The 12714-nt window shown below is 42.0% G+C and carries 9 protein-coding genes; 8 read left to right on the top strand and 1 reads right to left on the bottom strand.

The genetic code is table 11. The features are described from left to right. The first annotated feature begins 160 nt into the window (after positions 1-160). The 5 genes from ACWYU8_RS06135 (at position 161) to ACWYU8_RS06115 (ending at position 5035) form a co-directional block, all read left to right on the top strand. Entirely contained in the window at positions 161-1342 is a 1182-nt protein-coding gene (locus tag ACWYU8_RS06135) for an NAD(P)-dependent alcohol dehydrogenase (RefSeq protein ID WP_457518059.1), read from the top strand. Positions 1343-1581: 239 nt separating this feature from the next. Beyond that, positions 1582-2040, top strand: a complete 459-nt coding sequence (locus ACWYU8_RS06130) for a cytochrome P460 family protein (RefSeq protein WP_457518057.1) — start codon at positions 1582-1584, stop codon at positions 2038-2040. A gap of 56 nt (positions 2041-2096) precedes the next feature. Then, positions 2097-2756, top strand: a complete 660-nt coding sequence (locus tag ACWYU8_RS06125) for an SDR family oxidoreductase (RefSeq protein WP_457518055.1) — start codon at positions 2097-2099, stop codon at positions 2754-2756. 318 nt (positions 2757-3074) lie between these two features. Then, positions 3075-4268 (top strand): MFS transporter, encoded by a 1194-nt coding sequence (locus ACWYU8_RS06120; protein WP_457518054.1) that lies wholly within the window; start codon positions 3075-3077, stop codon positions 4266-4268. Between the two features lie 233 nt (positions 4269-4501). Further along, positions 4502-5035 (top strand): NAD(P)H-dependent oxidoreductase, encoded by a 534-nt coding sequence (locus tag ACWYU8_RS06115; protein ID WP_457518052.1) that lies wholly within the window; start codon positions 4502-4504, stop codon positions 5033-5035. Positions 5036-5281: 246 nt separating this feature from the next. On the opposite strand, the gene ACWYU8_RS06110 is transcribed toward ACWYU8_RS06115, so the two are convergent. After that, the gene (locus tag ACWYU8_RS06110; RefSeq protein ID WP_457518050.1) at positions 5282-6370 is read right to left on the bottom strand and encodes a Gfo/Idh/MocA family protein; all 1089 of its coding nucleotides are present in this window, start codon (positions 6368-6370) and stop codon (positions 5282-5284) included. A 173-nt stretch (positions 6371-6543) separates the two neighbouring features. On the opposite strand from ACWYU8_RS06110, the gene ACWYU8_RS06105 reads away from it, so the two are divergent. From ACWYU8_RS06105 to ACWYU8_RS06095, 3 genes are all read left to right on the top strand, one after another. After that, the gene (locus tag ACWYU8_RS06105) at positions 6544-7455 is read left to right on the top strand and encodes an AraC family transcriptional regulator N-terminal domain-containing protein (RefSeq protein ID WP_457518048.1); all 912 of its coding nucleotides are present in this window, start codon (positions 6544-6546) and stop codon (positions 7453-7455) included. 446 nt (positions 7456-7901) lie between these two features. Beyond that, the gene (locus ACWYU8_RS06100; protein ID WP_457518046.1) at positions 7902-11573 is read left to right on the top strand and encodes an ATP-binding protein; all 3672 of its coding nucleotides are present in this window, start codon (positions 7902-7904) and stop codon (positions 11571-11573) included. After that, the gene (locus tag ACWYU8_RS06095) at positions 11557-12711 is read left to right on the top strand and encodes an EAL domain-containing protein (RefSeq protein WP_457518044.1); all 1155 of its coding nucleotides are present in this window, start codon (positions 11557-11559) and stop codon (positions 12709-12711) included. The genes ACWYU8_RS06100 and ACWYU8_RS06095 overlap by 17 nt, the downstream gene beginning before the upstream one ends. The last annotated feature ends 3 nt before the right edge of the window (positions 12712-12714 follow it).

Below are 12714 nucleotides of genomic sequence, written 5' to 3'. Positions count from 1 at the left end.
GTAATTTGTGACGATTCATTTAGGATACTAATAGAGACTTTTGTTTATCTGTGCTCACACGTTAAACATGTGAGTTGATAGTTGTAATGTAAGTTCAACATCGGGTCGAGGGGTACGCAGTAAATATGCGTTAAGACCATAGCGATTAGGAGTTTGATAAATGGATGATAACAAAGTAAACGGACGTCGTGAGTTTCTGAAAAAGACGGTACTAGCAAGTGCAGGTATGGCACTGGCTGGAAGGGCTGCACTACAATCATCAAGTGTGAGTGCTGAAGAATTAAACAAAAGTATTAAGAGCAGAGGTCTCGCGGCTTTCGATGAGTCTGGCGAACTTCGCCAATGGGAATTTGAGCGACGTGCTGTTGGTGATAATGACGTTCTTATCGAAGTTAAATACAGCGGTATATGCCATTCGGATATTCACCAAGAGATGGGGCATTGGGGCCCTCAGAAATATCCTCAAGTTCCGGGGCATGAAATAGCTGGCATAGTCTCTGCTGTAGGCAAGAATGTTACTAAATTCAAAGTAGGTGACAAAGCCGGTGTTGGCTGTATGGTCGACAGTTGCATGGAATGTGCTAGCTGTACGGGCGGTGAAGAACACTTGTGTGCTAGAGGGCAAACCGTTTGGACCTACGGTTACCCAGATGAAACGTCGCCTTCTGGTATTACTCAAGGTGGCTACACGAACAACCTTGTTGTTCGGGACCATTTCGCGATCCGCATTCCTGATAACATTGATTTACAGCATGCTGCGCCTTTATTGTGTGCAGGTGTAACGACATACTCTCCTCTTATTAAGGCGGACTTTAAGCCAGGCGATAAAGTTGCAGTCGCTGGTATTGGTGGTCTGGGACATATCGCAGTTAAGTTAGCTGTTTCAAAAGGCGCTGAAGTTTACGCATTCACTACGTCACCTTCCAAAGTGGAGGATATTAAATCTTTTGGTGCGAAAGAGGTTATTGTTGTCGATAACATCAGTAAACTGCGTCCATATAATGGAATGATGGACTATGTTATCTCGACGATCCCATATGATTTTGACATAGCGTCTTATGCGAGTCTGGCTAAACCGTACCATCAGTTGACTCAGGTCGGTATGCCTGTTCATGGTCAGTTAACGGTAAATAATTTCGTTATGATTCGTAACCGAGTCAATATCAATGGTTCTTTGATTGGTAGCATCGCTGAGACTCAGGATGTTATGGACTACTGTGCTGAAAACAAGATATACCCGCAGATACAAATTATTGATGCGTCGAAAGTCTCTGATGCATGGAAAAGCGTTGTGAATAAAGAAGCGAGATATCGTTACGTTATAGATTCATCAACTATTTAGACAGATAGATAAATAACTTCAAGGTGCGTGATTCAGAGAGAAATCCTGAGTTTTTACTCGCATTTCTCTTTCTTGGACAGTGTCATTTCAATACTTCAATTTTTAACGGCGTGTTTTTCATCGCGATTTATTTAAACACAATTATTTATCGAGAGAAGAAGCTTCGTGGTGACGATTAAATTGAGTTAGCACTTTGAACTATTGTTAAAGAAGAAATTAATAATCAAGGAGTGACTTTAGTGTTACGTTTTTATAGAAGTCTGTCTTTATTATATTTTGGATTGTTCTCACTTTGCGCCTCAGTATGGGCGGGTGGTGAATTAGTCCAGTTTCCAAATGATTATTCTAACGGCATTCTTTATACCACCGTACATAGGGGTAACATAAAAGAAGATATTTATGTAAATCAGGAAGCCATTGAAGCAGTGAAAAACGGATTGGAAATCCCAAGTGGAACTGTCATTACGTTAGTTGATTATCGTGATAATGAATTATATCGCTATGTCGTGATGGAAAAGAGAGCAGGCTGGGGAAGTCAATACACAGATGATTTGCGTAACGGCGAGTGGGAGTATCAGGCGTTTCATGCTGATCGCTCAGTGAATACAGAAGAAAACTTATCACGTTGTTTTTCTTGTCATAAATCTCAAGCCGACAACGATTATGTTTATACATTGAACCGGATGAAAAGTAACTAGTAGACGTTACTTAACAAACTAGCTAGCAAACTTTCTGATAGGAGAATAACCGTATTATGGCAAACATTTTTGTAATTGGAGCTACCGGAGGAGTTGGTAAGTACTTATGTCCGATGCTTATTAATAATGGTCATAATGTGACTGGCTTACACCGTTCTCAAGATCAAGCTGAAGCGTTACGTGACCTGGGGGTTTACCCTGTTCAGGGTGATTTAATGGATATAACGTCTGAGCAACTTACGGAGTTAACAAAAGGCAGCGATGTTATTGTGTTTACCGCTGGGGCTGCAGGTAGCGGTGTTGATAGAACGTCGGTGATCGATGGGTTAGGTCCGGTTAAAATGATTCAGGCTGCGGCTGAGAACGGTATTAAAAAGGTTTACTTGGTTTCTGCGTTTCCGGAGTCAGCTCGTAACAACAATCTTGGCGAGGCTTTCGAACACTATATGCGAGTTAAAAAAGAAGCCGATGTCGCTGTGGTTAATAGTGGATTAGATTGGGTGATTGTTAGACCCGGAACACTATTACACGATGAAGCCGATAATCGAGTTACGTTAGGACATGCAATCAAATATGGCACAGTTAAGCGAGGCAATGTGGCATCTGTTCTTGCTAAGTTAATAGATACGCCAACTATTCGACGTGAGATTCTAGAGTTGACAGATGGAGAGCTTTCTGTTGAGCAAGCCGTCAACGCAATAAGCCATCTCCGCTGACATATCTTTTGGTTACGACCAAACAATAGCTAACAAAATTGTAGTTATGTGCATTGATTATAGAGGTATAGGCAAACGTACCTTTGCGATATTCATTTAATATACGTTGGTACGATATTGCTAAATATGGGTTGTGATTAAAGACACTCTAATTAGGTCACTTCCTTCATTTTTGCCATTAATATCTTTCTATTGAATGCAGATTAACAAACGCAATTAGCTTATTAAACGGCAGCTTAGGTCTGTCTTTTTTATCTGTGGTCAAGCATATATTTGAATTTCAGAATCTAGTCTGAATACTATAAAGGTAAATTTAAATTGGCTTCCAGTTCAACTTCCGTTAACAAGTCACTATTAGCTCTTGGATTAGGTTCTTTCGCTATTGGGACTACCGAGTTTGCTCCGATGGGGTTACTGCCAAATATCGCAGAAGGTTTATCTGTTTCTATTCCTGATGCAGGGATGATAGTGACAGCCTATGCCATTGGCGTAATGATCGGTGCGCCTATTATCACCTTACTGTTAAGCAGGCTAAGCAAGCGAACTGCCTTATTAGGACTGATGGGAGTTTTTATTGTTGGTAACATTGCTTCTGCAATCGCCCCAAACTTTTTCTCTCTTATTGCAGGCCGAGTGATTACCAGTTTGTGTCAAGGCGCGTTTTTTGGTTTTGGCGCAGTGGTTGCGACTAGTGTTGTACCTAAAGAAAAGCAAGGTAGCGCAATTGCGACCATGTTTATGGGATTAAGCATTGCTAATATTATTGGCGTTCCAGCTATTGCATACATTGGTCAGCAGGCTGAGTGGAGAGTCGCGTTCTGGGGGATTACTCTTCTTGGGATATTTACATTTTTAAGCCTATTCAAAAATTTGCCTCGCGATGAAAAACAACAAACCGTCAACCTTTACTCGGAAGTTAAGTCAGTTCTGAACACTGATATGCTGGTAGCAATGATTTACACCGTGCTGTTTGCTGGAGCATTCTTTTCTCTCTACACATACATAGCGCCATTTTTAAAAGACAAAGCAGATGCTTCAAGCAATTACATCACCATGGCTTTGGTGATCATTGGTTTAGGTCTGACCCTCGGCAATTATTTAGGTGGCAAGTTAAGTGATTGGTCACTGGATGGCTCAACAATCATTGGTTTTACGTTATTAATGAGCTCTCTTATTTTAATGCCGAGTCTCGCGGTTAACCCCTTAATTGCTGTTATTGGCATGTTTGTGTGGGCAGTGGCTGCTTTTGTTATTGTCCCTCCTTTGCAAATAAGAGCGATGAACGCGGCATCAGGCGCGCCAAGTTTAGCTGCATCTATCAATATTGCTGGTTTTAACTTAGGAAACGCTTTAGGTGCAGGGGTTGGCAGTGGTGTCCTGAAAGCAGATTTAGGCTATTCATATGTCTCTTATGCTGGTGGACTAATGGCCAGTATTGCTTTGCTTCTTTTCATTATATTGAGAGCGCGCAGATCTACACATAATAAGCAGATATTAAATGCTAACTCGTAACTCATGTTGGTCATATCTATAGCTCATATCCTTACGGCTTAAATAGACATTAAATGTCCGTCTGCGAACTTTTAGATACTTGTCATGCAATACAAGCAATAGCCATCACTCAGAAAATTATGGATTCAGCACCACTCAAAAACGTTGAAATATTAATAGCATATCGCAAGCTAAGCATTCGTCGATAGCATTGGAATTATAAAAAAAAGATTAATCTCCGAGGAAAACATTATATGAAAACTTTAGTCATTGTTTCTCACCCATATCCGGAACAATCAAACGTTATTAAATCTCTGGAGCAAGTCGGCCATGACATGGCTGGTATCACAGTAAGAAATCTAGAGTCGCTCTATGGTAACAATACCAGCGCCATTGATGTCGCATCAGAGCAAGCGGCTTACGCCGGAATGGATAGAGTGGTGTTCATGTTTCCAATTCATTGGTTCAACCTTACTCCTATGCTGAAAGCGTATTTAAATGAGGTATGGAGTTATGGATGGGCATTTGGTCCGGAAGGTGATGCACTTAAGGGCAAAGAAATGCGTCTGATTGTGACTGCAGGCGCAAGTGAACATACTTACTCTCATTCTGGGCTGGTTCAAAGTACGATTGCGGAGATAACTTCACCGATGAAAGCGAGTGCTCTCTATGTAGGGATGAGCTTTGCAGAACCGTTAGCGTTTTATGATGTTATGGACGTTTCAGAAGGAAAAATTGAAGAGTTTAAGGCTGAGGTTGCTGAGTGCCTTGCATGTAAGTCCTTTTAGTCCCTCTGATGATGAGTATGGACATGTAGATTTATGTGTGTGATAGGGACGATTTTTGCCTATAAAGATGAATGTCCGTAGAAATAGGCAAAAATGTCATCCGATCGTTGTACATGCAAATTATCTGGTCGTGGATAATATTCCCTCGAGACTTGATTGACGATATCACAAACGCCTCAGGCTAGCTTATAAGGTCATACCATGAATTTGCTATGACCTTAGAGTAGGAGAATGGTTTTAATTTGCTCAGTTGTTACGGTTTGCCGATTGTTCAATACCGTCAATAATTTCGTGCAGCCTTACCGCGTCCTGGAATGTTGGAGCAGTTTCTGTACCGTGTTGGATATCGTCATATAAACGATCGTATATAACCGCTATATTTCGAGCACCAGCAAATTCTGGCAAGCCTTCGTAATGTGAGTTATCCGGCATCAGTAGCTCTAGTTGTTTATTCTCATCTTTGGCACCTTTAACGGTTAGTTGGATCATTTGTGCATGTCCCAAATCCCCAGTGACTTGGATATCACCTTCAGTGCCGTTAATTTCCCATAATAAGTTGGTTCCTCGTGACACTCCGCCGCGGTAGTGAACAGAAATGGCGGCACCGCTCTCCAGCGTACCCTGAGCCATGATTTGATCCGGTGTAGATTTAGGTCGGATTTCATTTGCATCAGATACATTGACCGTCTTAAAATTACTCACAAACTGAGCGTCTAACTTTGCAAAATCCCCCAGAACATCTTTTACTGCTGCCAATGTATGTGCCAGTGGAATAGATTGCATCGTTGCACCATTTTTATCTTCGAACAGATAGTAATATTCTTCAATAGTATCTGCTGCCCAGTTTCCTCCAGAACCGATAATGGTGGAAGAGAGCACTTTACCTACGTATCCGTCTTTAATTAATTGGGCGAGATGTTCAACCTCTAGAGCAGTGCGCGCTTGAGTTCCTGCTACCGCAACAACACCTTTAGATTTGGCAAGTGAGGTAAGCTGACGCGCTTCTTCAAGTCCATTTCCTAATGGCCATTCACAATAAACATGCTTGCCAGCATTTAATGCCGCAGAGACTAACTCAAAGTGAAAAGGGACTTTAACTGTGACTACGACCAGATCAACTTCATCTGATTGAACGAGTTCTTGGGCGGAAGCAAAGGCATGAGGCAGGTTTAACGCTTTCGCAGTGCGTTGTGAGCTTTCTAGACTGCTATTGGCAACAGCAACAACGCGATATTTGCCTCCAAGAGATTGCAGTGCTGGCAAATGCGCCATTGCAGCCCAGTGACTGTCTGGGTTTAGACCGATGAAGCCTACTCGGATTGTCGAGTTTGTCATGATAGATTCCTTTTAAGTCTATTAAGAAGGCAGTAAAAATAATTCTGTGTTGTAGTATTTAATTTACTCCATCTTTTAAACGCTTTTCTCTCCTGATAATCTCAATAGTATGCCTAATCCTATCAACGACTGGTTATGGGAGACTAACGGCTAAATGAATGTGAGGTCAGAGTATGGACAGATTAGTTATAAATCTAAGAGATAAAATTCAACAACATATTTCGCTTGGAGAAAGTGCCGAATTTTATCCGGGTTATAGCGTTTTCGCTGCGACTGGCACGAACTGCCCGGTAACGGTGTTATACAAACCGATGCTTTGTTTAGTTTTACAAGGTTCTAAAGAAGTGAGTGTTGGTGACCAGGTATTTACGTATAAGCCCGGAGACTATTTCATTAACTCTGTAGAACTTCCCATCTCAACCAGAATTATTGAATCGAGTCTAAGCCAACCATATATATCAATAAGCATAAATCTTGACCCGGATAAGCTTGCTCAGATCATTACTGAGACTAAGGTTAGTAACCTCAAAGGGAGTAGTGATGAGTGTTTCTTACTCTCTTGCGCAGACGAAAATTTACTTGAACCGTTATCACGCATGCTTGATCTATTCAAAAATCCAGATGATGTAATGTTTCTCGCTCCTATGGTAGACAGGGAAATTTTGTATCGACTTTTACGGGGTGAACATAGCGCTATCTTGCGCCAGATATCTGGAAATGATTTTAGAGTGAATAAAGTCCGAGAAGTCATTAATTGGGTAAAAGACCACTTTAATGAATCAATGACGATAAAAGATCTTATGGAGCAGGCTGGGATGAGTCAGGCTTCATTACACCGTCACTTTCGTTCTGCTACGGGCATGACACCTTTACAGTATCAGAAGACGCTGCGGTTACAAGAAGCCAGAAAACTGTTGGTTGAAGGAAAAGAGGTGAGTGAAACCGCCTACGAAGTCGGATATGAAAGCCCTTCCCAGTTTAGTCGAGAGTACACGCGCATGTTCGGTAGAGCACCATCATTAGATGCAAAGCGATTAAATGATTTAGGTGCGAGTGTTCATGACATCAGCCATGCACCTTGGTAAGCCGCTAAGTCAAACTCAAGGTCTGGTGCATCAGTAAACACTCAATTAGATTCTTTCACCAGTCTGTTTAGTTAGCCTTAGCGGATGGGAGCTTGAAATAGGAGAGCGGGTAAATCTTGCTCTGTAAATCGGTTTATGGCAGAACTTTGCGCGCAGCAACACGGCTAAATTAACGTAAAGAACTTCTGAAGGATTTATTTTACGTTGTCTCATAGCCGCTCATACGATGTAAATGAAAGTGAGACAGTCAATGAAACAAATATTATTTGCTGAGATTTCGAGCGCAAATAACATGTAGTCTAAGGTGGAAAGTGCTGTAGGAATCTGCTTACGTAATCATATTTAATTTTTTAAAAACAAATAGATACTACACCTTTGGTCAAGGTTGTAAATTTGACTTTTAAGCTGTTCAGATTAGTCTGACTTCCCAATCAGAGGAAGTCTTTATGTCACGCATTCTAAGAAAATTAATGCTGTTAATCGTTACGTTTATTAGCGTCGCGGTTTCTTTTAATGCATCTGCAATTGAACACCAAAAAGACACTATCGTAGTGGGTGTGATTACACAAGGTGGTTCGACAGACTCATTATTAGACGGTATTGGTCCTTTTTATGGTATCAACCTCGATTATTTAGACAACATTGCAAAAGTACTCAACCTAAAGCTAGCACTTCGCGCCTACGACCGTATCCCCCCAATGTTGCAGGATGTAGAAAATGGTGTAATTGATGGTGCGGTAGGTTTTAGCAAAACAAATGATAGAGAAAAGCGTTTTCTCTTTTCCCAGCCGTTCTTTTCCAGCACGATTGCCGTTTGGTACAGCGATGCCCAACAGAAGCAACGAGATCGCAAAGACATCAAATGGGTGTGCGTTGAAGGTAGCTCTTACTGTGACAATCTAATTGCTCGTGGTTTTCACAACGTTAATTTTGTCAAAACTCGGCTGGAAGCTTTTGATGAAGTGCGTAGCGGTCGTGCCAATGCACTGATTTCGACATATGTTGTGATCAACCAGTATTTGGATGAACACAATATTGTAAAAGGCGAGGTAGACGTTCCTGACTGGCTAAACCAAGAGCAGGTCAGTTTCATAACCTCATTCGGTAATCAAAATCTGATTGATAGAATTGATAAGATTCTGAGTTGGGAAAAAAGCGGCAAAAATATTCGCTCAGTCGCATCCCAAAATCCATACCATATTAACGACAAGATGTTGGTGGCGTACCGCCGCAATATCGGATCTGACCACAAAATCACCTACAGTAGTAGTGAAGAAGCATACCCGTTCTTATTTAAGAATGAACAATCCGGTCAACTAGACGGCTTTCTTCCTGACTTCATTGAGTTACTTCAGTCTCGCACTGGCTTGGCATTCGAGTATGTTAAGCCTAACGCTATCTTAAGCAGTGGCCTGACATCGTTTAATTCTGACCTCGTGCCAGTTGCGTTTGTGGACGAAATGCCAGTCTCCGACTGGCTAGTAACCAAACCTTTTATGCGCAACAATTTTGTCTCTATTCGAGCGGAGGAGCGTAACGTTGACGTAACTGAAAACTCAAAACTGGGCATTCTGATCAGTCTAAAAAAACAGGGTCTGGTACATCTGGACTCTTGGAAACATGATCGTTTCACTCGTTACGATGACGTAAAACAGTTACTGCTGGACCTGAAATCAGGCAAATTAGATATCGCTTACCTCCCTGATGACATTGTTCAGAGTTTGATTGCACAGGATCAAGTGGATGGTTTTGTTGTTAACGAGCACGATGTACTGACATTCTCTATCGCCTTTGCCGTAGCAAACCACAATACACAGCTTAAAAACCTGCTCGATAGCGTTATTAACACAATTGACTCGAATGAGATCGAAAAGCTACTTCGCTCGCATAGAAACTTTAACCTCGTGTATGGCTATGACAATGAACACATGGCAAAAGTCTTTTTGTTTGCGACTGTCGCCTTTGTTGTGTTGATAATTGTGGCTTATCTGGTATTGGAGCACTTGAGATTAAAGGTGAAACTGGCTGAGATCAATGCGAACAATGAAGAAAAAGAAAAGCAATGGTTGGTCGATATCATTCAGGAAATCAATAGTTTGGTGTTTATTCATGATGAAAATAACCAACTGGAGATGAGTAACTGCGCGCGCTACAAAAATCAGCAATGCAAGGAGTGCTGTCTTAAAAACTGTGTTACTGGAATAGGCCTTGTTGATAACGAAAATGAATTAGCCAAGGTCATCGGTGGTGGGCGGATCATGGAGGAAGTGGCGTCATCTGGCTGTAACTTAGGCATCAATCATGTTTACCGCGAGCGAAAAGCTATTTCGTCGCCTAGCGGTAACAAAAAGTTTGTATTGACGATAATTCAAGACATTACACAACAAAAACAACGTGAACAAGCGCTTATGGATGCGCAAGAAAAGGCTCAAACCGCAGTACGTGCTCGTGAGAATTTTTTGGCAACCATGAGTCACGAGTTAAGAACACCACTCGCAGCAGCACATGGTCTTCTCGATCTGCTTGAACGCCAGATTGACAATGAATCGAACCGATCTTTGATTGCTCAAGCGATGCGTTCACTCAATCACTTAAATGTTCTTGTTGATGAAGTTCTGGATTATTCAAAGCTTGAGTCAGGGCAGCTAACTGTAGTTCCGGTGAAAACAGATTTACTTTCAACACTGTGTGATGTGTTCCGTAGCTTTGAGCCTAAAGCCTTAGATAAAGGATTGGTCTACAAGGTGACGATTAAACCTTTTAGTCACCGACTTGTGGAAATCGATTCGTTAAGGTTAATCCAGATCATTACGAATTTACTGTCGAATGCCGTCAAGTTTACGTTAGAAGGGGAAATCGGCATCAGTGCAATGGTGCACGATAGTAAGTTGGTTTTAAAAGTAACAGATACTGGTATCGGGATGACAGAAAGCCAACTAGCTGGTGTCTTGAATCCGTTTGTCCAGGCTGATGACACTATCACTCGTAAGTTCGGCGGTACAGGTTTGGGGCTAAGTATTGTCGATCGTCTGATTCAATGCATGGGTGGTGAACTTTCTATTGAATCACAATATGGATTAGGCACCTCAATTGTCGTGAAATTGCCTGTGACGGTATGTCAGCTTAACAGCGAACACTACCCACAGTGGACCTACAGTAGTGAGCTTCCGTTGAATGTACGTCAGTGGTGCGAATTGTGGCAGATGCAGCCTCTAGTTGATGAGTCAACGGAATTTGCGAATCTGACACCTGTGCTTGATTTGGAAGGGTGTTGTAAAGGTGTACAGTTCAGTCAGGACGGAATGCCGCCAGTTTGTCTTGCGCAGCGTGAAATGCATTACCCAGATGCCCTGCAAAGTTTGTTTGACCTGTGCCATCAAGATGTTACGCCTGCTGAGTTGCACCAAGATGAAGTGTATTGGGCGAAGGGAACCGTTTTAATCGCAGAAGACAATCCTATAAACCAGAGCATCATTGCTATGCAGATGCATGAACTTGGCCTCGAAGCGGTTATCGTCAATAACGGTCGTGAGGCATGGGACTACATTCAGCAAAACGATCAGGTTATCGCTCTTCTTACCGATTTTCATATGCCAGAGATGGATGGGTATGAGCTCGTCAAACGTGTGAAGTCTTGCTCCAAATATGCTGTTTTACCGGTGATTGGCGTAACGGCAGAAGATTCCAGACTGGCAAGTGAGAAAGCTAAAGCGAGTGGGATGGATGATGTACTTTTTAAACCTTACGACTTAAGTAGATTGAAATCCGTACTGTTGCCGTTCATCGGACAGAAAGATAAATCTTCATCTCCAGTTTGGCTAGAGAAGTTTACCTCACAGGATGCCAAAGAGATCGCTCAGGTTTTCAGCCAGTCAATGGCGGCAGATGTTACCAAGTTGAAGAATGCTTCAACTGATAAAGATAAAAAACGCGTGATTCACGGAATTAAGGGTGCGGTAGGAGCCATCGGTATTTCGATGTTGACAAATCTCTGCATAGAAGCAGAGAAGGTCACTGCTGAGGACCTTGATAATTATGCGACAGAGTTGATTTTACACATCGAAAAGGAGATCGAAGATATAGAGAGTTGGGCAGAAATAAATGAACAGACAGTTTAATGCGATGGTGATCGATGATCATCCTCTTCAGACAACATTGCTAGCGCATGCTTTGCGCAGACATGGTGCGAATGTTACCCCTTTTAACTGTGTTGATGAAGCGATTTCGTACGCGCAAACCGCGCATTTTGACGTGATATTTTGTGACATCATGATGCCTGGAAGAGATGGGGTCGACATGATGGAGTTGCTTAATCATATTCATTACCAGGGTAAGGTAGTCATAGTCAGTGCGATGGATCTTACGATCATCTCTGCGGTAAAAGCCATGTGCAGTGAATTCAGTTTCGAAGTGGTAGGGAAACTGCAGAAGCCTTACGACCAACTTGAGGTGGCTGACATCATTCGTAAGATGCAGCAAGAGACTGCAAAGAAAGCGACGTTTTCCCGACCGATTGATGTCGAAGATCATGAGTTCATCTCAGCGTTAAGTGAAGGGCGTATAAAAAACTATTATCAGCCACTGGTCAGTACAAAAAGTGGTGAAGTATTAGGTTATGAGGCACTGGCGCGCTGGATTCATCCGATTCACGGTGTGCTGTCGCCTTATCATTTTTTATCCATTGTCGAGCGCTGTCGCCTGTCTTCTGATCTGTTTAATGCTGTATTCAGTAATGTTATCTACGATATTAAAAATCGCGGTTTCACTAAGAAAGTTTCGGTCAATGTTGATCACGCAAATCTGGGAGATGGTCTTTTTGCTCACCGTTTTCTTACGCGATGTCATGAGCATGGCATTGAACCAGAACAAATCACGATCGAAATTACTGAGCGGGATACATACCAAGCCTGTTCTTCGATTTATAAGAACTTACTCAAGCTTCGTATGAACGGTGTCACTGTATCGATTGATGATTTTGGAACAGGTTCATCGACTTTTGAGAAATTAGCGCAATTGCCTTTTAACGAGCTAAAAATCGATCGTTCATTTGTTCATGGCATCGAAAGCGATCCGAAAAAAAGAAATATCGTGAGTGCAATACGTGCATTAGCTAAAAGTTTGAATATTCATGTTGTCGCTGAAGGGGTGGAAGACGAGGCCACTCTGAAAGTTATGCGTGAGTACGGAATCGAGCTTTGCCAAGGTTTCTATATCAACAAACCAATGCCTTTAGAAGCAATAACCATACTGAGTTAAAAT

The sequence above is a fragment of the Vibrio limimangrovi genome (genome assembly GCF_054064025.1).
Note: the sequence above shows the minus strand (reverse complement) of the source record. Positions and strands in the feature narration are given on the sequence as shown.